The organism is Gemmatimonadaceae bacterium, assembly GCA_020846935.1.
In the GTDB taxonomy this organism is placed as follows: Bacteria; Gemmatimonadota; Gemmatimonadetes; order Gemmatimonadales; family Gemmatimonadaceae; genus RBC101.
The window spans coordinates 261,714-284,819 of sequence record JADLCY010000001.1 but is presented as its reverse complement, the minus strand read 5'-3'; the positions used below and the strand labels follow the sequence as shown (position 1 = coordinate 284,819).

The window sequence follows — 23,106 nt, the reverse complement described above, 5'->3', positions numbered from 1 at the left end:
CTCGTCAGGCGGCGGCGGAGGACGGCGTGCGGAGGCCATACGCCTCCAGGTAGGCATCGACCATCGCGGCGCGACTGTATCGTCCGACCACGAGCGCTCGGCCCGCGTCGCCGGCGCGCGCGCGCAGGTCCGGCGAGCGGAGCATGGCCCCGATCGCATCGGCGAGCGCGTCCGTGTCCCGAGCCGGGACAAGCAGCCCGCTCTCGCCACTGGTGATCACTTCCGGAATGTCGCCCACCGCGGTGCTGACCACCGGCACGGCAGCCGACATGGCCTCGAGCATCGACATGGGCAGCCCTTCCGAGAAGGACGAGAGCACGAACAGGTCAAACGCGGGAAGCAGGTCGGCCACATCCTTGCGCCAGCCGGCAAACACCACGCGCTCCGCGACGCCGAGTGTCGTGGCGAGCGCCTCGAGGGGCGCGCGCTCCGAGCCGTCGCCCACGAACACGAGGCGCGACGTCGGCTCATCGCGCGTCGCCTTCGCAAATGCCTCGATGAGCATCGGGAAGTTCTTTTCGGGGGCGAGGCGACCGACCGTGGTGACGCAGAATCCGTCACCCAGCCCCAGCGTGGCGCGCGCGGTCGCGCGTCGTGCGGCCGTCGTCGGCTCCAGCGTGGCAACGCCGTTGGGAATGACACGCAGCGACGCCGGCGGTACACCGATCTCGCTCGCGTAGTAGCGCCGCATGCGCTCGCCGAGCACCACGAAGCGATCGATCGATCGCGACATGAAGCGCAGCGTCCGCCGAAAGTCGGGGCGCTCGAGCAGGTACTCGATCGAGTGCTCGGTGTTCACGAGGCGCGGGCCGCCGCCGAACCATCGGGCCGGCACGGCGTACACCAGGGGACCGAAACTGTGTGCGTGCACCGCGGCGGGCCGAAATCCGCGAATGGTGCGGGCGACGCGCAGGTAGAAGCGTGGGTCGCGCAGCCGCCGGCCACCCAGGTTCACGAACTCCACGCCGTGTGCCGCGAGTCGGGGTTCGAGGCTGCCGCCGCGATCGAGGCCCACCACCACCGACCTCACGCCGCGCGCGACCAGTTCGATCGCGAGGTCGGCACACATCGTTTCGAGTCCGCCGCGATCGAGTTCGAGCACGACCTGGACTATCGTGGGAGACGACACGCGCAGGCTAGCGCGGCGGTGTGCTCATCCCGTGAACACCCGCGCCGGCCGGCCACGGCCGCGCCGAGCGCCATCCACGCATCCCACGCACTCGCTGCTGCTGCGGCGCTGCCTGTACCGGCGTGTTCGGCGGACCACCACTCGTCATGGTGGAGAGCAGCACGCCAATGGGCGCCGCGCACGCGAAGTACACCATGCTCGAGTAGCCGAGCGACAGGAAGAATCCGGTGCACATGATCGAGAACAGTGCGGCCTGCGCCATGTTCGCGCGCAGCAGGTCGCGATCCGCTTCGCGGCCGCCGCCCCGCGCGATCAGCTCCTTGGCCCGCTTGCGTGCCCGAATGCCGACAATCTGCCCTCCAATGAGCATCGTCATGAAGCCGCTGAATCCGATGAGACCGAGCTCCGCCGCGACCTGCAGATACATGTTGTGCGCCGCCGCCTGTCGCACGCCAAAGCCGATGTTCTGCTTGGACTCCAGCTCCTTGTACTGAAAGCCGTCCATGCCGACGCCGAGAATCGGCGAGCCCTTCACGTAACCGAGACCCCGCTTCCAGATCTCGATACGTCCGTCGCGTGTCGTGTAGTTGTACTCGGTGGTGTCGAATGCCTTGCGCAAGCGATACACGGCCTGATCGCCCATGCTGAGCGCGGTGACGATCGCCCCGGCGACGACGAAGAGAATGAACGGCGCGCGGCGCTTGGGTGGGGCGAGAACCAGCAGGAAGGGCACGAGCGCACCCACCGAGAGCAGGCCGCCCCGCGAGCCGGTCTTGAGGATTCCGAGCGCGCAGATCGGCAGCGCGAGCAGGGCCACGTAGCGGGGCCACCCCTTTTCCGTGAGGACGAGATAGATCGCCCAGGGAATCGTCAGCGTGAACAGCGCGGCCGTCTCGTTGGCGTCGTACGTCAGGCCGATTTCGAACCGACCCGGCGTGGATCGCAACAGCGCAATCGCGCCAGCGACCATGACGCCCACGACCAGCGACGTGATCAGAAAACGCGCGGCCCGCCGATCGGCAAAGATCGCGGCCGTCACGATGAAGAGCAGGACCGCGTTGTAGTAGGTCTTGGTGAGGTAGTTGAAGCTGGCCTTGGGCCACACACCGGTTGGGATCGTGAGCACGGTGAAGGCCACCACGATCATAAGGCCCTTGGTCACCGGGGACGCGAAGATGGCACGCAGCACGTCGCGCCGGATCGCGGTAAATGCGAGCGCGCACACCAGCACGCCAGACAGCAGCCCGAGACGCAACGGACCCAGTGCTCGCACGATCTCGTGGATGCGACCCATCGAGACGAGGGTGTACGCCGTCACGGCGTACACGAACGCGTTCGGGAGCGTGACCCCTTGCTGGCCCTGGTGCGGAATCGCCGCGGCTGTCGCGTTCACTCGTGGACGAAGAAGATGGGGGCTGTGCGCCGGTGTGCCCCGAGAAAAGCAAGAATAGTACCCGCTGGGCCGAAACGCCCGACCCGGCCTCCCCCCACGATAGTCCCATGGCCGCCGGAGGCAAAGTGTTCGTACGTCACAACTTGGACGCACGACCTGGATTACCTGTCACGAACGCCCGGCGCGATCGACGTGCCCCAAAGGTGAGGGCGAGATCGGCTGCGACCCCGGACGTTGCGCTAGATGTAGCCCAACGAAGCCAGTCGACGACGAATCTCCTCTTCCTGAGTGTCGACGCTGGTTCCCTCGCTCGGGATGACGCCGAGCATCTCCAGGGTCCGCATCACCTTCCACGCGGCCTGGTCCACCGACTCGCGCGACGAGTCCACATAGACCTCGGGTCGGAGCGGCGCCTCGTACGGCGCGTTGACCCCCGTGAACTCCTCCACCTCTCCTCGACGTGCCGCGGCGTACATCCCGTCGGTGTCGCGTTGCTCGGCGATCTTCACCGGGCAGTCCACGTGCACTTCAAGAAAGTTCGTCGTGTTGCGCCTCACCTCGTCGCGACTCGACCGGTAGGGCGACACCGCGGCACAGATGGCGATGACGCCGTTCCGCGACAGCAACTTGGCCACGTACCCGATACGCCGAACGTTCTCCTCGCGATCCGCCCGCGAGAACCCAAGTCCACGCGAGAGGCTCTCTCGTACCTCGGCACCATCGAGCAACTCGACCGCACACCCGCGATCGATCAGGCGCTGATACACCTCGCGGGCGACGGTGCTCTTGCCCGACGAGGGGAGACCGGTGAACCACACGGTAGAGCCCTTCAGATTCATGGCACGCGACGGTTCGTGACCAGACGCGGCGACGCTCGCCGCTTCAGCAAGGTAGCACCCATCCACCGTCCGCACGTCGGACAACGTTGCTCATCGTGGCCTCACACCAGCCCCAGCACGGGCCACCACAGCCACGCCACCAGCAACACGATGAGGACCGACGCGATCGTCATGATGCCGCCCGCCTTCACGACGTCCATCATGCGCAGGTAGCCCGACGCAAACACGATCGTATTCGGCGCCGACGAAAACGGCAGCGCAAAGTCGAGCCCGGCGCCGATGGAGGTCGCCAGGGTCAGCGACACCGGCGAGGCGCCGAGCTGGTTTCCGAGACTGAACGCCAGCGGGAGCATGACGGCAACCGCGGCGGCGTTGCTCATGAACTCGGAGAGCAGCAACGTCCCGACGACCACGAGCCCCACGGCGAGCAGCGGCGGGATGCTCACGCCCGACATGTAGCTCTCGACGACCCATCGCGCCGCTCCCGTTCGGTCGATCGCGACACCGAGCGCGATGGCGCCGCCGTACATGAGCACGATGTTCCAGAAGATCCGGCGCTCGGCCTCTTCCCAGCTCAGCGTGCGGAAGGCGAACAGCAGCACGGCGCCGAGCAGCGCGATGATCGCCAGGTCCACGCGATCGCCGATCAGCACCCAGGCCGCGATCGTCAGCGCCACGATGACGCCGACGGACCACTGTCGGCGATCCGCCTTGCCCATATCGGCGACGGTCCGCTCGAGCAGCACGCGCGCCGAGCCGAACTGCACCTCCTCGCGCGGAAAACACCAGCGCAGAATGAACGGGGCGACGGCCACGCCGAGGATCACCATCGGAAGCGACGCGATCACCCACTGCGAAAACGTGATCGTGCGACCGAACGATTCGTGCAGCATGCCGAGCGCGAGCGCGGCGCGCGTACTGCCCAGCATGCTCGCGTTCGAGCCGATCATCGCGCCCCAGGCGAGCGAGAGGAACAGCGTCTTGGCATAGGTGCTGTGCAGCGGTCGCAGCCGCAGCGCCAGCGCGACCTCCACGGCAATCGGGAAAAGCATCGCCGAGGTGGCCTGGTTAGGCATCCAGAGCGTGCCGAATGCCGCGGCCAGCATCATGCCGTTAGCGAACGCGTACGGCGATCGTTCGAAGTAGCGCAGGAAGAGCAGGGCGCACCGCTTGCTCAAACCGCTGTCGACGAGGGCGCCGCCAATGAGAAAGACGCCGATCAGGAAGAAGACCGCCGAGCTGCCGAACGCGGCAAAGGCATCGGCCGGCTTCATCACGCCAAGAATCCCGAGCAGCGAGAGCGCAAGCAGGCCGGTGACGCCGAACGGAACGACGTTCGTGACCCAGAGGACGGTGCAGAAGATGAAGATCGCACCGGCCGTCTTGCCTTCGGCCGAGAGTCCGGCGGGCAGCGGCGCGAGCAGAATGCCGAGCGACGTGAGCGCGCCGGCGAGCAGGATGACGCGTGGTCCCCAGCGCTGCCAGGCCGGCTCCGCGGGCGCGACGACGTCGAGCCTGCCCGGCGTGGTTTGGCGTCGCTCTTCGGGCCAGCGGAACTCCGCGTGTGCGTCGACGGGTTCCGCCTCCGAAGGTCGACCGGGTGTGGTCATCTCAGCGTGCGATGGCGACGCGACGCACGTCGATGGCGCGGAGCAGGGCGTCCACGTGTTCGTCGGCGAGCCGCACGCGGCCCATGAGGCGACCTTCGTTCACGTCGCCGTGGTCGTCCGAGCCACCAGTCATCAGGAGCCCAAGCTTCGTCGCGAGGGATGAGAACCTGGCGACCGCGGCGTCGTCATGCGTGGGATACCACACCTCGATGCCGTCGAGGCCCTGCACGGCGAGCGTGCGGACCTCCGCGTCGGTGAGGCCGGTGCGCAGCGGATGGGCCGCCACGGCGACACCACCAGCGTCGTGGATTCGCTGCACGGCCTCGGCCGGCGAGATCTTGATGCGCTGCACGTAGCAGCGCCCGCCGTCGAGGATGAGGTCCGGGGTGAAGGCCGACTTCACATCGGGCACGATGCCGGCTTCGACCATCGCACGCGCGACATGCGGGCGCCCGATGTTCTCCGGGCCACCGGCGATCTCGAGCACGCGGTCGAAGGAGACGGCATGGCCGTGTTCATTGAGCTTCTGGACCATGCCCCAGGCGCGGGCAAAGCGGCCGTCGCGGAGGGCTCGGAGCGTGTGCCTGAAGGCGCCGTCGTCGCGGGCGACGCCATAGGCGAGGATGTCGACCTGGCGATCGTCGTCGTCGAGCGTGGAGATCTCGCAAGCCGGGATGAAGCGCATGCCCAGCGCATGCGCGGCGCCCTCGGCTTCATCGATGCCGTCGAGCGTGTCGTGGTCCGTGAGCGCGATGGTTGCGAAGCCCATCGCGTGGGCACGACGCACGACCTCCGCCGGCGCGTCGGAGCCGTCGGAGGCGGTAGAGTGCAGTTGAAGGTCGGCGCCCCGGCCGGAACCGGGACGCCGATGGGGCTGGCTCACGCCTGTGCCCCGGCCGCCGCTGCCTGTTCCTGGTAGGCAGCCATCAGGATGCGCGCCAGCTCGGGACGCGTGAACTCCGGCGGTGGCAGTTCACCGGCGTTGAGCATCTCGCGGACCTTGGTGCCCGAGAGCGTCACGTGGTGCGTCTTGTCGTGCGGGCACGTGCGCGTGGAGGCCATGTTGCCGCAGGTGGCGCAGAAGAACGTGTGCTCGAACTTGAACGGCGTGATCCCCAACTCGTGCGCCGGGAACTTGTCGATCAGGATCTGCGCATCGTAGGAGCCGTAGTAGTTGCCCACGCCCGCGTGGTCGCGACCGACGATGAAGTGCGTGCACCCGTAGTTCTTGCGGGCGATGGCGTGCCACACCGCTTCGCGCGGCCCGGCGTAGCGCATCGCGGCCGGGAACACGGCCAGCATCGCGCGGTTCTTCGGGTAGTAGTGCTCGAGGATCGCTTCGTACGTTTTCATGCGCACGTCGGCAGGCACGTCGTCGGACTTGGTCGCTCCAACGAGCGGGTGCAGCATGAGCCCATCCACGCTTTCCATCGCCACCTTCTGCAGGTACTCGTGCGCGCGGTGCACCGGGTTGCGCGTCTGGAACGCAACGACGGTCTTCCAGCCGAGCTCGTCGAACTTCTGCCGCGTCTCGAGCGGCGTCAGGCGGTGGTCGTTGAACTGATCGTAGGCGGGGCGATCGATGACCCACACCGGACCGCCGAGGTAGACGTCGCCCTGGTTCATGACCCGTGCGACGCCGGGGTGCGCCATCTCATCGGTGCCGTAGCACGCCTTGACTTCGCGCGCCTTGTCTGGCGTCCAGATGTCGTTGATCGTCATCACCGCGAGGATCTTGCCGCCCTTGTCGGTCAGCGCGATCTCCTGGCCCACGGTGAGGTCCTTCGCGCGCTCCGATGAGGTCGCGAGGTTCACCGGCATCGCCCACACCAGGCCGTCGGTCAGTCGCATCGAGTCAACCACCGTGTCGTAGTCGGCGCGGCGCATGAAGCCGGTGAGGGGCGATAGCGCACCGTAGCCGATCATCTCGAGGTCGGCCATCTCGCGCTCGTCGAGACCGAACTTGGGCAGCGCCTTGGCGCGTTCCAGCGCCTCCTTGCGCGCCTCGCCCTTGAGCTCGCGGTCAACCAGCACGCCGCCGTGCGGCACGCTTGGTCCCGGCGTCTTCTTGGCGGCCTCGACCCGCCTGGACGCTTCCGCACGCTCCGACCCCACGCCGACCACGGTGCCCAGCCCCTTGGGGATGTATCCGCGATCCTCGAGCAGCTTCATGACCCGGTCGGCGCTCTCTTCGATGGACTCCTTGTCCGTGTCGAGGATCAGCTCCGGGTTGGTGGGCTCTTCATATGGATCGTTGACCCCCGTGAAGCCCTGGATCTCCCCGGCCATCGCCTTCTTGTACATGCCCTTGACGTCCCGCCCTACGAGCACGTCGAGCGGTGTGCGGACGTAGACCTCGAGAAAGTCCCCGATGTCGTGCCGCGCCTTGTCGCGCATCGCGCGATAGGGCGAAATGAAGCAGCTCAGGACCACGACGCCATTGCGCGTGAGGATCTGCGAGACGAACGTCACCCGTTCGATGTTCTTGTCCCGGTCCTCCTTGGAGAAACCCAGGTCTCGGCAGAGGCTCTGCCGAACCACGTCCCCGTCGAGGCGTTCAGACAGGATGTGGCGGCTTTGCAGCAGCTCGTGAACCCGGCGGGCGACGGTGGTCTTTCCGGAGCCGGAAAGACCTGTGAACCAGAGAGTTACGCCTTTGGACATGGGGATGGGTGTGCGTTGCGTTGAGAAGATCCGACCGAATCTGCGGCTTTTGCTACGGTGAGTCCTGTTCTTGCAGAAACGGTACCGCGACAATCAGTGGTTACGATAAGCAGCCAAGGACGTTTTCAGGGGTGCCTTGGTAAGGTGACCCCCATTTCTACGGCTCGTGCCGAGGAGACCCGCGCTCATGTACATCGGTCCTGACTCCCTCATGCCCGTCGCGTCGGCGTTTGCCGCCGTCGCTGGCTTCCTCCTGATGTTCTGGCGGCGGGTCGTCGGGGCCTTCCGGCTCATCTTCGGCAAGCTCTTCAACAAGCAGTAGACGGCTGCGGCCTGGCGCAGGGCCCCGGCGCGCCGGGGCCTTTGTCGTTTTCCGCCTCGTCTCTCATTGACCATGCCTGCGGCATCGCTGAAGGTCGTCGCGGTCGGGTTTGACGGGCTCGACCCCAGGATCGTGGAGCGACTGCTCGCGGCCGGCGCGTTGCCAGCGTTCGCGCGACTCGCCGCGCAGGGTGGCCTCGCCCGCGTGGCCACCACCACGCCCGCGCAGACGCCCGTCGCCTGGTCGAGCTTTGCCACGGGCCTCAACCCGGGCGGGCACGGCATCTTCGACTTCCTCCGCCGGGACCCGGAGCGATACCTCCCCGACCTCGGCCTGAGTCGCTTCGAGCAGCGAAGCGCGATGCTCCCGCCAGCAGCCGTGAACCTCAGGAGCGGCGCCACCATCTGGGAACTCGCGAGCCAAGCGGGGCTGCGCAGCGTGGTGCTCCGGTGCCCGTGCACCTTTCCCCCGGCGCCGTTCCGCGGCCGACTCCTCTCGGGAATGGGCGTGCCTGACCTCCGCGGCGGGATCGGTACGGCGACCTTCCTGTGCGCCGGTGAAGCCACGCCATCGAATGAGGCGGAGATCGTGCGGCGCCTGGAACGCGACGGCTCGACATTTCGCTCCTTTCTCACCGGGCCCGCGCGCTCACACAACGACGAACTGGTCATCCCGCTGACGCTCACCACGCGCGGCGATGCCGACGGGTCCGTGCGCTTTGATAGCGGGACGGTACACGCGCTCCGTGAAGGAGCGTGGAGCGAGTGGGTCCCCATCGCCTTTCGGAGCGGCCTGCTCACCAGGCTCCGCGGAATAGTGCGACTGCTGCTCGTGCGTGGCGGGAACGATCCCGAACTCTACGTGTCGCCCATCAACTACGACCCTGCCTCACCCGCGTTCCCCATCAGCGAGCCATGGTCGTATGCCGGTGCGTTGCAGGACGCGATCGGTGCGTATGCGACGCTCGGGATGCCTGAGGACCACACCGGCCTCACCAACAGCCGCTTTGACGAGGCGACGTTCCTCGCCCAGTGCGATCTCATCATGCAGGAGCGTCTCGCCATGCTGCGCCACGAGCTCGGCCGCGGGGACTCCGATTTTCTCTACTGTCTGTTCGACACGCCGGATCGCGTGCAGCACATGTTCTGGCGCTTTACCGAGCCCGATCACCCGGCGAACGCCATGCACGGGCTGGATCCGGCCTACCGCGCGGTGATCGACGAGCACTACCGCTCGTGCGACGCGATCCTCGGCGAGGTGCTGGACAGCGTCGATGATCGCACGACGGTCATGGTCCTCTCCGATCACGGATTCACGAGCTTCCGCCGAGCGTTTCATGTCAACAGCTGGCTCGCCGATCACGGCTGGCTGCAGTTTCGCCGCGGTGTGCGACGTGGTGACGAGACCTCGAGCTTCTTCCACGGCGTTGATTGGAGCCGCACGCGTGCGTACGCGACCGGGTTCGGGTCGATCTATCTCAACGTCGAGGGGCGCGAGGGGCAGGGGATCGTTCCGGCCCCTGATCGCGCGCGCGTGGCGAGCGACCTTGCACGGTCCATCTGCGGCGCGCGGGACACTGAAACGGACGTCGTCGCGGTGGCGCGCGCCGCGGTGCGCGAGTCGGTATACCGTGGTTCGCGCATCGACGACGCGCCTGACGTGATTCTTGGAATGGCCAATGGTTTTCGTGTGTCGTGGGAAACGGCACTCGGTGGTGCGCCAGCAGTGTTGTTCGAGCACAACACTCGCAAGTGGGCGGGCGACCACATCGTGTCGCCCGAACTGGTGCCGGGAGTGTTGCTCATGAACCGGCCGTTCAGTCACGAAGGCGCGACGCTTGCTGATTGCATGCGTAGCATCCTCGATCTCCTGGGAGTACCTGCTCCCGCGTCGGTCGAGGGTCGATCGCTCCTTCCGCCCGCATGACGAGCAGCACGACAGCGTCGGACATCGGTACCCTGGTGGATCTCCTGCAGGACGCGGCGCAGCGCCGACCGGACCATCCGGCCGTCGAGGCGATTCCGTCGGGCTGCCTGACGTTTCGTGCGCTCGATGCCTTGAGCGATCGTGTCCGCGATCGCCTGACATTGCTTGGTGTTGGCCGCGGCGATCGCGTGGGGATCTATGCCCGCAAGTCGATCGATGCATACAGCGCGATGCTCGGCGTCATGAAATGCGGTGCTGCATACGTACCGGTCGACTACGCGGCGCCGGCGTGGCGGAGCGCCTTCATTCTCGCGGACTGCGGCGTGAAGGCCGTGGTGCTCGAGTCTTCGCTCACCGCCGCCTGGTCCGAAGAGGCGACCAGGCTCGGCCCGCTTCCTTCCCTCATCGAACTCCAGGGCGCGGGCGATGGGTCGCACCTCACGGCGGCCCTGGACGCGCTCGACGTCACGCACGGAATGGCCGCGCGCGCTGTCACGGTTCGGCCGCGGAGCGACGAGCTGGCGTACATCCTCTACACCTCCGGTTCAACGGGCAAGCCGAAGGGCGTCATGCTCTCGCACCGCAACGCGGTCTCGTACGTGGACTGGTGCTCGGCGGTCTTTGCGCCGCGCGAAGACGATCGGTTCTCATCGCACGCGCCGTTTCACTTCGACCTGTCGATCCTGGACCTCTACGTGCCGCTCAAACATGGCGCGACGGTCGTGCTGATCAACGCGGATCAGGGGAAGGAGCCCACGAGCCTGGCAGCGCTCATCGCCGAGCGCCGACTGACGGTGTGGTACTCCACACCGACGATTCTGACGATGCTCGCGCAGTACGGGAAGATGAACCGTCACGAGTACACCTCATTGCGCTACGTCTTCTTTGCCGGCGAGGTCTTCCCCGTGAAGCACCTGCGGGCGGTGAAGGCGCTTCTGCCGAGCGCGCGGTTCTTCAACCTCTACGGGCCCACCGAAACCAACGTGTGCACGTATCACGAGATCCCCGCCGAGGTGGAGCCGACGCGCACGGAGCCCTACCCGATCGGTCGTGCGTGCGAACAGTTCGCGTCTCGCGTGGTCGACGAGGACGGTCGTGACGTGGAGCGTGGCGCCGAGGGCGAGCTGATCATGGCGGGCCCAGGGGTGCTCCTGGGCTACTGGAACCTGCCGGAGAAGACGGCGGAGGCTTTCTTCGTCGATGCAGGTGGCACGCGTTGGTATCGCACCGGCGACCTCGTCACCGAGGACGCGCACGGCGTGTTCACGTACGTGGGCCGACGCGATCGAATGGTCAAGCGTCGCGGCTACCGGATCGAGCTGGGCGAGATCGAATCGGGCCTCTATCGGCATCCCGACGTGAAGGAGGCCGCCGTGGTCGCCGTGAAGGACGCCGAGGGTGGGGTGCGCATCAAGGCGGTGCTCGCATCGTCAGGCGCCGCGCTTTCGGTGATTGCGATGAAGCAGTTCTGCGCGCAGGTACTTCCGGCCTACATGAGCCCGGACGTGTTCACCTTCGTCGATGCGTTGCCGCGCACGTCGACCGACAAGGTGGACTACCAGTGTCTCATGGCGAGCTGACGCGATGAATTTCGACTATTCGCCCGAGCAGGAGACGTTGCGACGCGAGGTGATCAGGTTCGCGCGCGAGCGGCTCAACGCAGGCGTCATCGAGCGGGACCGCCAGCAGGAGTTCTCGCGCGAACTCTGGCGCGCGTGCGGCGAGATGGGTCTGCAGGGCCTGCCCGTGCCCGAGGCGCTTGGTGGGTCGGGGCTGGATCCCCTCACGACGACGATCGCGATCGAGGCGCTGGGCTACGGCTGCACCGACAACGGTCTCGTGTTCTCCGTGTGCGCGCACCTGCTTTCCTGCGTGGTGCCGATGTGGCGCTTCGGGAACGCGGAGCAGCAGGCGAAGTACCTGCCGCGGCTCTGCACCGGAGAGTTGATCGGCATCCATGCAATGACCGAACCCGGGAGCGGTTCCGATTCGTTCGGGCTCCGGACCCGCGCGACGCGCGAGGGCGACGCGTGGCGCATCGATGGATCGAAGACGTTCATCTCCAACGCGCCGGTCGCCGACGTGATCATCGTCTTTGCGCTCACCGATGTGACCAAGGGCTACCATGGCGGCGTGACCGCGTTCCTGATGGAGCGCGACACTCCGGGCCTCACGGTCTCGCGCAAGATCGAGAAGATGGGCATGCGCACGTCGCCGTTCGGCGAACTCGGGTTCGACGGCGTTCTCGTTCCCGACGCGGCGATCCTCGGGACGCTCGGGGGCGGGAGCGGCATCTTCACCCATGCGATGGACTGGGAGCGCATCGTGCTCTTCGCCGCGCACGTGGGCCAGATGGAGCGCCTGCTCGAGCGCGGTGTGCAGTATGCACGCACCCGACAGCAAGGCGGCAAGGCGATCGGGAAGTACCAGGCGGTGTCCCACAAGCTCGCCGACCTCAAGGTGCAGCTCGAGGCGGCACGCCTGTTGCTCTACCGTTCGGCGACGCGTCTCGACCGAACCAGGGCGGTGTCGCTCGACGGCGCCATGACCAAGCTGTTCGTGAGCGAGTCGCTGGTACGCGGCGCGCTCGACGTGCTGCAGGTCTTTGCCGGCTATGGCTACGCCGTGGAGTACGAGGTGGAGCGCGAGGTGCGCGACGCCCTTGGCAGCCGCATCTACTCCGGCACCTCCGACATCCAGCGCAACATCATCGGTTCGTGGCTCCGACTCTAGGCATCTCTTCACTGCAATGAACGCCAGCACCACGCCGTCCGGGCTCCGCGCCATCGATCTCACCGACGTCAGCCGCCGGTGGGGCGACGTGCGTTCGATGGTCGTCATCGCCGCACAGCTCTCGGTGCTCATGCTGGTGATCCAGGCCCTGAACATCGAGAACCCGGTGTTTCACGATCGGGTGATCCCGTTGGCCTTTGGTGGTGCGGTCGTTCACCATTTCCTGCCGAAGGCCTGGCGGGCGTGGTGTTTCGTCGCGCTGTCCATCACGGGCTTCGCTCTGGTGTTCGGCGTCACGCAGGTGGCGTGGTTCCTCGTGCTTGCCGCCGCCATGCTCGCGTGGCTCCACCTGCCGATCGCGTTCGGGCTTCGCTTCGCGGGGTGGGTGGCGATGGTGGCCGTTCTCGGGTTCGCACGCGCGGGCACGATCCCCGTGCCGTGGTCGGGCGCGCTGTGGCCGGTCTTCGGCTCGATCTTCATGCTGCGCGCGATCGTCTACGTGTACGAGCTGCGCTACCAGAAGGGGCCCGTCGACTGGAAGATGACGCTGTCGTGGTTCTTCATGCTGCCCAGCGTGAGCTTCCCGTTCTTCCCGATCGTCGACTTCGGGATGTTCCGGCGGACGTACTACGACAAGCCGGCCTTTGCGATCTACCAGACCGGGGTGCACTGGATGGTGCGCGGACTCACGCACCTCGTGTTGTACCGGCTCGTGTATCAGCATCTCACGCTCGGGACGGGAGAGGTGGACACCGGGCGTGAACTCGTGCAGTACCTGCTCGCCAACTTCGCGCTGTACCTGCGGGTCTCCGGCCAGTTCCATCTGATCGTCGGCCTGCTGCATCTCTTTGGGTTCCGGCTGCCGGAGACGCACCGGTTCTTCTATCTCGCCGCGTCGTTCCCCGACTTCTGGCGCCGGATCAACATCTACTGGAAGGACTTCATGCAGAAGGTCTTCTTCATGCCGGTGTACATGCCGCTCGTGAAGAAGCACGGGGACACCGTGGCGCTGGTGGTGGCGACCGCCGTCACCATCTTCGCGACGTGGTTCCTGCACTCGTACCAGTGGTTCTGGCTCCTGGGGCGCTGGCTCTTCACCGTGACCGATGTGCTCTTCTGGGTGATCCTCGGCGTGCTGCTCGTCGCCGGATCCCTGCGCGAGCGCAAGCGCGGCCGCGTGCGACCCGGTACGGCGGAGACGCGGACGCTGCGCCATCAGGTGCGCCTCGGCGTCCAGGCGATCGGTGTGTTCACGATCATGTGCGTGATCTGGGCCTTCTGGAACTCGCCAACGCTGGGCGACGCGCTCGCGCTGTTTGCGATCAAGTCATGGGACTGGACCGCGACGGCGATGGTGCTGGTCACCTGGATGCTGGTTGGCGTCGGCGCCGGGGTGGGAGAGCGCATTCGACCGCCGGGTCACGAGGACGTCGTCCCTCCGACCGCGTGGGGCACGCTGCGGACCGCCGCGCCGTTGCTTGCCGTGTGGGGGATGGGGTTCGGCGTGGTCAACGAACGGTTGCATGGCGACGTGCGTGGCGTGCTGCGCGACCTCCAGGTGGCCGCGCTCAATCGGCGGGACGCCAACGAGCTGCAGCGGGGCTACTACGAGGAACTCACCGGCGTCAACCGGTTCAACGGCGAGTTGTGGAACGTATACGTGGCCAAGGGCAACGACTGGCCGCGCCTGCAGGAACTCGGTGGCACGCAGTCCACCCGTGACCTGCTGCGCGTGCAGCTCAAGCCGTACCTGGGGATCATGTTTCACGGTCACCCGTTCCGCACCAACCGGTTCGGCATGCGCGACGGGGACTACGCGCAACTGCCGGCGCCCGGCACGCACCGCGTGGCCGTGCTTGGGTCGTCGTACGTGATGGGTGATGGCGTCGCCGACGGCCACACGTTCGAAGCGCTGGTCGAGAGTCGGCTGAATCGGGAGCGTCCGGTCGCGGGTCCGGTTGGGTGGGAGTTCCTCAACTTCGGCGTCGCCGAGTACAGCCCGATCTCGAACCTCATGATCATGGACAACGGGCGCGTGTCGGGCTTCGAGCCGGACGTCGTGCTCCTCGTGGGCCACGTGATCGACATGTTCACCTCGCACCACGTGATCGAGGCGGTACAGCGTGGCTGGGACCTGAAGTACGACTACCTGCGGCACATCGTCGACTCCGTGGGTGCGCGACAGGGCATGTCTCGCGAAGAACTCAAAAATCGGCTCCTCCCGATGGAGGAGCGGTTGGCGCGCGAATCGTTCCAGCACATCGCACGCGTGGCGCGCGAGCGCAAGCTGCGGCTCATCTGGGTCCTGATCCCCACCCCGATGCAGCGGCCATCGCCGGAACGCGAGGCGCTGCTGCGGAGTGTCATGGCGGACGTCGGCATCGAGCGGATCGACATGAGCGACGTCTACCGTGGTCACGACGAGCGGGCCCTGGTGGTGGCCGACTTCGACCGTCACCCGAACACGCTGGGCCACCGCCTCATCGCCGATCGGCTCTACAAGGAGCTGCTGGCGCGCCCGCACCTGCTTGGTGGATCGCCGGACACGCCCGCGACGCCCGCGACCTCGGCCGCGCGCCCGTAGCGCTTCGCGCTCGACCTCGTGGTGCGCCTTGCGCCGCGCCGCCTCTTCCGTTTTCCTCACACGCCATGGACGCCATCGAGCAGAACGTCAAGTCCTTCATCATCGACTCCTTCCTGCCGGGGGCCGACCCGTCCCAGCTGACCGAGGAGACGCCGCTGATCACCGGCGGCATTCTCGACTCATTGGCGACGGTGCAGCTGTCGATCTATCTCGAACAGCACTTCCACATCGAGATCGGCGCGCACGAGACCGGCCCCGACAATCTCAACACACTCGCGCAGATCGCAGCCCTGGTGCGATCGAAGCGCCCGGCGTGACGATGTCGTGACCGAGGCCCAGGCACCTCCGGTGCTGTCGAACCCGCCGCGCGCCGCGCGGCTGGGCGCGTCGCTCGCGCGGGCCGCGGCATTTGCCGGATTCGCGAGTGCGGCTCACGTCGCGTTGCTGGTTCGCACGCGGTACCTCAAGGGCGAGTTCTCGTGGGCCTCGCGCGACATGCTCTGGATGTCGCCGGTCGCGAACATCGTGATCCTTTGCGGCCTGGCCATCGCGACGTGGGCGGTGGCGCGCGCCGTGGCCCGGGGGCGGGGGCAGGCAATCGTCGACGGCGTGCTCGCGGGTTTCACCGCGCTTGCCGTGCTGCTGCTGATCGGTGGACTTCACGAGATCGCCGTGGCGGTGCTGTCGGTTGGCGTTGGCGTGCAGGTTGGACGCTGGTCGGCGTCGGGCGCGCGTGTGGTACGATGGTCCACCGTGGTGGGCCTTGGCGTCCTGGGCATCATGCTGGCTGCGGGCGCCGCGGAGCGGTTCACCCGCGACAGGCGGCTCAGCGCCGGCGCGCGGCAGGACGCACCGCAGGGCGCGCCCAACGTGCTCGTGATCATCTGGGACACGGTGCGTGCCGCGAGCGTCGGACTCTATGGCGCCGAGCGACCGACGACGCCCGAGCTCGAGGCCTTCGCCGCGACGGCGACGACGTTCGACTGGGCCATGGCCCCGTCGCCGTGGACGCTGCCCTCGCACTGCTCGATGTTCACCGGCCTGCAGCCCGGCGAGCACAGTTGCCGCTGGGGCGTGCCGCTCCGCGGCGAGCCGATGACGATTGCCGAGGCGTTCCGGGCCCGTGGTTGGCGCACCGGAGCGTTTGTCGCAAACCCGTTCTACACGTCCTGGGAGTCGGGGCTCGGCTACGGGTTCGAGCGCTACAACGAAATCCGCGTGTCGGTGCGTCAGGTGCTGCTGTCGTCGACGCTGTCGCAGACCGGCATCGCGCGCGACCTGTTTCGGGGCTCCACATGGCGGGAGCGCACCCGGGCGTTGCGATCCTTCAAGCTGCGCGGCGATCCCAAGCCGCTCACCGATCGCAAACTGGCCGCGCAGGTGAATGACGAGTTCCTCGGCTGGCTGGACCGGGGCGACGCGCGGCCGTTCTTCGCGTTCCTGAACCTTTTCGACGCACATGATCCCTACGATCCGCCGGCGCCGTGGGACGCAAAGTTCCCGCAGGCGCCAAAGCGGCTCGGCCTGTACGAGGGCGGCGTGGCGTACATGGACAGCGAACTCGGCCGCCTCACGAGGGCCCTCGCGCAACGTGGTTTGCTGGACAACACGATCATCGTCGTGACGTCGGACCATGGGGAGATGTTCGGTGAGCACGGCATGACGAACCACGGACACGCGCTGTACATGCCGCTCATCCACGTGCCGCTGGTCGTCAGGGCGCCGGGCCTGCCGACCGGACAGCGCGTGTCGAGCGTCGTCGGGTTGCGCGACCTCGCCGCCACGCTGGCACAGCTTGCCGGCCTCGGATCGGTGCCGGGCATCGGCGGCAGCTCGTTCGCCACCGCCGACCGGTTGCAGCCGTCGCCAGTCGGCGACTCGACCGTGGCGCGCGTCGCGCTGTCCGAGGTGGAGAAGTCGCAGCTGTTCTGGATGAAGGGTCCGGCGCGGCTCGGCGCGATGCACGCGCTCACCGACGACTCCCTGCACTACATCGTGGACGCCACGGGCGCGGAGGAACTGTTCGCGTATCGTTCGGACCGCAGCGAATCGGAGAACCTGGCGTCGCGCGACAGCACGCAGCTCCGGCGATTCCGCGCGCTCCTGCCGCGGATGGCTCGCGCTCTGGTCCGCTAGGGTCGCGCCCGCCCGTGAGCGCGCCACGCGAGATGGCCTGGTGGGAACCGCCCGTCCTTGCGGTCGCCGCTGGCTGGGTTGCCGGTTTTGCGCACACGGTGTTCACCTGGTATCGCCGACACGTGGCGCACGAGTTCACGTGGTCCAGCCGCGACCTCTCGTGGATGTCGCCGCTCGGCAACGTGGCGATGCTGCTCGCGCCGGCCGCGTTGCTCGTCGTCGTCGCCCTGGTCCGCCGCGGTCGCGTACCCAGGGCGCCGGGAACGTTTCTGGTCGTGTTGCCCGCGGCGGTGAGCGTGCTCCTGCTGATCCAGCGGCTCCACCCATTCGCCGTGCTCATTCTCGCAGCAGGCCTGGCCGTGCGCGCGGGCCTGTCGGCGGCCAGTCATGGCGATGGGTGGCGGCGATGGACCACGCGCGTTGCGGTCGCCGGCGTCGTCGCAACGAGTGTCGCGTTCCTCATGACCAGCCGATCGGCCACGCGAACGCCCGCGGGCACGCCAGCTGAGGGCTCGCCCAACGTCGTCGTGCTGATTCTCGACACCGTGCGTGCGGCCAGCACGTCGCTGCACGGCTACGCGAGAGCGACCACGCCGACCCTCGAGAGGCTCGGACGCGAAGGCGCGGTGTACGAGTGGGCGATCTCGCCGTCGAGCTGGACGCTGCCATCGCACGCGTCGATGTTCACGGGGCGTCCGGGTTCGCACCTCTCGTCGTCCTGGCGACGCCCGCTGGATGCGACGTATCCAACCGTCGCCGAAGTGCTCGGCCGCGCGGGTTGGGCCACGGGTGCGTTCGTCGGCAACCTCTACTACACGCACCACGAGTCGGGCATCGATCGAGGCTTCGACGTGCTGCGGGACTTTCGACGCTCGCGCCTGCAGGTCCTCTGGTCGACGACCATCGGGCAGACGCCGCTCCTGAGCCGGTTGCTGTGGGAGGATCGATCGCCCCGCGGGTTGCTGGCCACGATCAAGGCGTTCGAGTTGCGGTCGCGCGTCGAGCCCCAGCAGGATCGGCGGCGTTCATCGGAGGTGATCGACGACTTCCTCGCGTGGCAGGTCGGGCAGCGCGAGCCATTCTTCGCGTTCCTCAACCTCTACGACGCACACGATCCGTACGAACCGCCGCCCGACTACCGCACGCTCTACTCGACCAACCCGACAAAGCAGGACTTGTATGACGGCGGCATCCGCTACATGGACGACCAGCTCGCCCGCCTCACGGCAGCCCTGGCTCAGCGCGGCGTGCTCGACAACACGCTGCTGATCATCACCGCAGACCACGGGGAGCAGTGGGGTGAGCACGGCCTGGGGAACCACGGCAACTCGCTGTACCTCCCGTTGGTCCACGTGCCACTCGTGATCCGCTATCCCGCGTTGGTGGCAGCGGGCACGCGCGTCTCCGACCCCATGAGTCTCACCGACCTCGCCGCAACCATCCTGGCCGTCACGAAGGTGGAGCCTGGCGGGATCCCCGGCACATCGCTCCTTGCCGGCGGGCGGGGATCGGTGATCACGGAAACGGAGGCGCTCGATCCGTCGGCGCGCAAACACCAGCCGGCGGAACGCGGCGCCATGGCGGCGATCGTCCGGGACTCGCTGCAGTTCATCCGGAACGGGGATTCGACGTACCAGCTGTTCGACGTCGTGCACGACTACGCGCAGGAGCGCGACGTGATCGCCACGGCCACAGGTTGCGCGGCCTCCGTGGAGCTCGACTCGTTGTTGCGCGCTGCGAGTCGCGAACCTCGCACGCCACCGTTCTACACCGCGCGCTGTCGCGTGGCGACACCACCGGTCGAGCGTCGCTGATGTCATCGCGCGCGCGGCACGTGCTGCACACGGTCGCGATTGCCGCGGCAGCGGGCGTTGGTACCGGTGTGGTGCAGGCTCTTGTTGGCCTGTGGCGCCAGGGCATCGGGCACGCCTTCATCTGGTTGAGTCGCGACCACGTGTGGATGACGCCGCTGGGCACCATGCTCGTTTTCATGGCGGGCGCGCTGCCGGTGTTGCTTGTCGAGGCGGTGCTCCCCCGTCGGGATGCGCGGCTGGCGGCGTTCGTGTTCGGCACGGCCGCCGTGTTCAGCCTCGCGCTGCTGATTCCGGGCCTTCACCAGCTGGCGGGCCTCCTGGTGGCGATGGGAGCCGGCGCGCGCGCGGCCGCGTGGATCGGCCGCGATCCCGCGCGGCGGCGCTCAACCGTCTATCGCTCAGCGGCAGTGCTCGGTGCGTGCGCCATCGCCGTCGCGGCGTGGCGCGATGTGTCGGCTCACCGGTCCGAGCGGCGCCAGGTGGCGTCGCTGCCGGCGGCTGCCGAAGGTGCGCCGAACGTGCTCGTGATCATCCTCGACACGGTTCGAGCCGCGTCGATGTCGTTCCTTGGCTACCCGCGTCCGACGACGCCGGCGCTGGCCGCGTTAGGCGCCCAGGGCGCGGTCTTCGAGCAGGCGTGGAGCACGGCGCCGTGGACGCTCCCGTCGCACGCCGGCATGTTCACCGGTCGGTACCCGAGCCAGCTCTCGACGGACTGGCGAACGCCCCTCGACGCGACGCCACCAACCCTGGCCGAGGCCCTCGCCCTGCGCGGGTACCGCACCGCCGGCTTTGCCGCCAATCACTTCTATGTGAGCGACGAAGGCGGGCTCTCGCGTGGCTTCGAGCACTGGGAAGACTATAAGCGGACGTTCAAGCAAGTGTTGCTGAGCGCGACCCTGCTGCAGACCGGCGTGCTCCGTCAGCTCATCGATGCGTCGTCGCTCGGTGGCCGACTGCGGGCGCTCACGCTGCTCGTGCCGCGTACGCAGGTGATGTGGTCGAGCGATCGCGCGCTGGCGCCGGATGTCACGCAGGGCTTTCTCCGCTGGCAGGCGGGCATCGGGAATCAGCCCTTCCTCGCGTTCCTCAACCTCTACGATGCGCATCTTCCCTACGACCCGCCCGGTTCGTGGGGGACGCGCTTTTCGCCGCAGGGGACGGAGCTCGATCGCTATGACGGTGGCATCGCGTACATGGACAGCACGCTGGGCGCGATGTTCGACGAGCTGCGGCAACGCGGTGTGCTGGACCGCACGCTGGTGATCGTGTCATCGGACCACGGGGAACTGTTCGGTGAACATGGGCTCCATGGCCACGGCGTGTCGCTGTATCGCCCCGAGCTGCACGTGCCACTGGTCGTCCGATATCCGGCCAGGGTGCCCGCGGGCCAGCGCATCACCGCGGCGGTCACGCTGCGGGATCTCCCCGCGACCGTGCTCGACGTGGTGGGTGCTCCGCAGGGATTTCACGGGATTCCGGGAACGTCCTGGCTTCCTCCGACGCCGGGCGGTGCCTGGCCCGCGGGGAGCGCCGTCGTGTCGCAGGTGAGCCAGGGGATCAACACCGCTCCCAATGAGCCCGTGACCCGCGGCCCGATGTCGTCGCTCGTGACCGATTCGCTGCACTACATCAAGAATGGCGATGGGCGCGAGGAGGTGTACGCCTGGCGTACGGATGGTGGGGAGTCGCGTGACGTGGCGGCCGCCTCGCCCCTGGACCGACTCAGGGCGGCGATCGCGGCGGCCGTGCGTTAGGCTGGAGGTGTGCGCGCGAGGCACGCGGCGTCCGAGGCGCCACCACGCGTGCAACGCCACCAGGCAAGGAACGGTGTCCACGGGTTGGGCCACCGCCGGGGCGCCCAACGTCCGTCCGCCGAGATGAAGCCCGCGAGGGGGCCGGCGTCCGGGTAGCGCAGGGCGAGCCCGGCCGAGGGATGCGGAGTGCACGGTCCGGGCGTGTTCCAGCACGAGTTGTCGTCGATCGGAACCGCGACGCGCAGTCCGCTTGGCAGCGTGGTATCGGCGAGCCGAGGTACGGGCAGCGGCGCCATCCACACGCCGCTTGCCGGAAGTGTGACGACTCCCTCCACCGCCGCGCGCACCCGATGGCCCGGTTCGGCACGCAGGAACAGCCCGGCCACCTGTCGCGCCCCGAGGAGGCAGCTCACGACGGCGACCACGGTGATGAGTCGAGCCGGGCCACGCTGGCGGCCCGCAAATGTGAGCGCCGACCACGCGAGCGCCATCGCCGCGACGCCCCAGACAATGCCCTGCGCCATGCGCGTGTGGGGAGCCGCAACCACCCAGAACGCGAGCGCTGCGACGGCCGGAGCGAAAGCCAGCCGCCAGGTGGGCGCCCACGCCACGCGATGCGGTGCGGTGCGTGCCCGGAGCGCCACCGCGGCAGTGAGCAGCAGCGGCAACGGCAGCTGCACGAAGAGGTCGCCGCGCACGATCACGCCGCGGAGCCATGGCACGACCCACGAGGCGCCCGGGTAGATCACGTTGCTGTTCAGGTTGCGTGCGCTCATCACGATCCACGCGGCTTCCGCGGACACCTGCTCGCCGGGGACGCGCCATGGCACGTCGACGCCGAGCACGCTCGCTGGGTACAGCGGGTAGCCGCTGAGGACGATGCCCGTCGCGACCCAACCGACGAACAGCAGCACGGGCACCACAACGCCACGGAACGCCTCGGACCACCGCGGCCAGGAGGTCGACCGCAGGCTCCACGCCACCACCATCACGCTCGCCAATGCCATCACCGCCGCGCTGAGTTTCACCGTGACCGCGGTGGTGAAGAGCAGGAGCACCGCCGCCATCCAGCGACCCTGGTCGCCGCGGGTTGTGGGCGTCGTCGCCAGGCCGTCGAACACGAGGCGCGTGCCGGCGAAGAGCACGAGGCACACCGTCGCGTCGGTACTCAGTGAGCGGACGTCCTGGGTCAACGCACCAAACGCGACGCTCGGCAACACCGCCAGCGTGAACAGGTCGAACGGCCGCGGATCGCCGGCGCCACGCGCCGAACGCCAGGCCGCGAGCGCCTCCGTGGCGAAGACGGCCGTCAGCCAGCCGTTGAGAAGGTGCGGCGCCCTCCCATCGAACGGTCCCAGATCGAACGCCGAGGCGAGCAGCAGGGAACTGCTGTTGAAGGCCAGCCGACCGTGAAGGTTGCCCAGCCCGGGAACCAGCGGCCCCGCGTTGCTCCACGCCACGAACGGCTGGTGGTACATGCCGGTGTCATAAAACGTCGTGACGCCGAGCGCACGGTTGGAAATCCAGAGGATCACCAGCGCTCCAGCGAGAATCGTCCGGCGGTCTGCCGCCGCAAGCACGCCGGACACAGCGCGGTGCTGGAGTGCCAAGCCCAGCGCGCCGCCCGCGACGATCAGCGCCAACGCCCGACCGTCGACGGGCAACAGGAAGTGCCAAAGCTGCAACGTCGCAATGACGGCACCTGCGCCCATCCAGAATGCCAGTGAGACGTCTCTCCAGGTCGTGATGCGACCGCCCCACCAGGTCGCAAGCGCCGCGCCCCACCCCACGCAGACCGCGCTCGCAACCCCCCAGGTGAGCGCTACCCAGAGGTGAGCGAGCGGCCCGTTCACGACCGCCATGCGGCCACCGAGAAGCCGGCTCGACCGGCGCGAGCGTTGACGGGGACCGGTGACGTGCGAGGGATCGGGAGATCGTTGGTCGTCATCGTTGGGTCGAAGTCACGATCCTTGCGGCAACCTTGGGGTAGCTGACGGGTGATCCAACTCGCCTGATCGGCGCCGCCCGTCGACTGCCGCAGGACGCGCGGAGTGTGCGCTGCTTCACAGGGTTCTCGCAATTGTGTCGTGGCGCACGCCGAGCGCGAGGCCCTGTGGCGTTGGCGCCATTCCGCTTGCCTCGTTCGTCAGGGGAACGGCAACTTGGGACTGTCGTCCTCGGCGAACGGGCACACGGGGC

General features: G+C 67.8%; 15 protein-coding genes. 8 read left to right on the top strand and 7 right to left on the bottom strand.

The features are described 5' to 3' along the window. Positions 1-4 precede the first annotated feature (4 nt). The 6 genes from IT361_01250 to sat form a co-directional block, all read right to left on the bottom strand. The gene (locus IT361_01250; protein MCC6316286.1) at positions 5-1,129 is read right to left on the bottom strand and encodes a glycosyltransferase; all 1,125 of its coding nucleotides are present in this window, start codon (positions 1,127-1,129) and stop codon (positions 5-7) included. A 7-nt stretch (positions 1,130-1,136) separates the two neighbouring features. Continuing rightward, positions 1,137-2,522: an O-antigen ligase family protein gene (locus IT361_01245; GenBank protein MCC6316285.1), complete on the bottom strand. Its 1,386-nt coding sequence runs from the start codon at positions 2,520-2,522 to the stop codon at positions 1,137-1,139. A gap of 239 nt (positions 2,523-2,761) precedes the next feature. Next, positions 2,762-3,361 carry an adenylyl-sulfate kinase gene (cysC, locus tag IT361_01240; protein ID MCC6316284.1) on the bottom strand — a complete coding sequence of 200 codons (600 nt, stop codon included), beginning with the start codon at positions 3,359-3,361 and terminating at the stop codon, positions 2,762-2,764. Between the two features lie 101 nt (positions 3,362-3,462). Further along, a complete protein-coding gene (locus IT361_01235) occupies positions 3,463-4,971 on the bottom strand; it encodes an SLC13/DASS family transporter (GenBank protein MCC6316283.1) in 1,509 nt (502 codons plus the stop codon). Position 4,972: 1 nt separating this feature from the next. Beyond that, complete coding sequence (locus IT361_01230) at positions 4,973-5,854, bottom strand: PHP domain-containing protein (GenBank protein MCC6316282.1); 882 nt, start codon at positions 5,852-5,854, stop codon at positions 4,973-4,975. Further along, positions 5,851-7,641, bottom strand: coding sequence for a sulfate adenylyltransferase (gene sat / locus IT361_01225; protein ID MCC6316281.1), 1,791 nt, complete (start codon positions 7,639-7,641; stop codon positions 5,851-5,853). Before sat ends, IT361_01230 begins: the two co-directional genes overlap by 4 nt. A 388-nt stretch (positions 7,642-8,029) precedes the next feature. Here sat and IT361_01220 point away from each other — a divergent pair, with 388 nt between their 5' ends. The 8 genes from IT361_01220 (at position 8,030) to IT361_01185 (ending at position 20,907) form a co-directional block, all read left to right on the top strand. Continuing rightward, positions 8,030-9,883: an alkaline phosphatase family protein gene (locus IT361_01220; GenBank protein ID MCC6316280.1), complete on the top strand. Its 1,854-nt coding sequence runs from the start codon at positions 8,030-8,032 to the stop codon at positions 9,881-9,883. Next, positions 9,880-11,463, top strand: a complete 1,584-nt coding sequence (locus IT361_01215; protein MCC6316279.1) for an amino acid adenylation domain-containing protein — start codon at positions 9,880-9,882, stop codon at positions 11,461-11,463. Before IT361_01220 ends, IT361_01215 begins: the two co-directional genes overlap by 4 nt. Before the next feature lie 4 nt (positions 11,464-11,467). Then, positions 11,468-12,616: an acyl-CoA dehydrogenase family protein gene (locus tag IT361_01210; protein MCC6316278.1), complete on the top strand. Its 1,149-nt coding sequence runs from the start codon at positions 11,468-11,470 to the stop codon at positions 12,614-12,616. 16 nt (positions 12,617-12,632) lie between these two features. Beyond that, entirely contained in the window at positions 12,633-15,200 is a 2,568-nt protein-coding gene (locus tag IT361_01205; GenBank protein ID MCC6316277.1) for a hypothetical protein, read from the top strand. A gap of 65 nt (positions 15,201-15,265) precedes the next feature. Next, a complete protein-coding gene (locus tag IT361_01200) occupies positions 15,266-15,517 on the top strand; it encodes an acyl carrier protein (GenBank protein MCC6316276.1) in 252 nt (83 codons plus the stop codon). Between the two features lie 7 nt (positions 15,518-15,524). Next, entirely contained in the window at positions 15,525-17,336 is a 1,812-nt protein-coding gene (locus tag IT361_01195) for a sulfatase (GenBank protein ID MCC6316275.1), read from the top strand. Between the two features lie 14 nt (positions 17,337-17,350). After that, positions 17,351-19,150, top strand: a complete 1,800-nt coding sequence (locus IT361_01190; protein MCC6316274.1) for a sulfatase — start codon at positions 17,351-17,353, stop codon at positions 19,148-19,150. Beyond that, the gene (locus IT361_01185; protein ID MCC6316273.1) at positions 19,150-20,907 is read left to right on the top strand and encodes a sulfatase; all 1,758 of its coding nucleotides are present in this window, start codon (positions 19,150-19,152) and stop codon (positions 20,905-20,907) included. Before IT361_01190 ends, IT361_01185 begins: the two co-directional genes overlap by 1 nt. Here the strand turns inward: IT361_01185 and IT361_01180 are convergent. Continuing rightward, a complete protein-coding gene (locus tag IT361_01180) occupies positions 20,904-22,769 on the bottom strand; it encodes a hypothetical protein (GenBank protein ID MCC6316272.1) in 1,866 nt (621 codons plus the stop codon). The two genes, IT361_01185 and IT361_01180, sit on opposite strands and share 4 nt — an antisense overlap. Between the last annotated feature and the right edge of the window lie 337 nt (positions 22,770-23,106).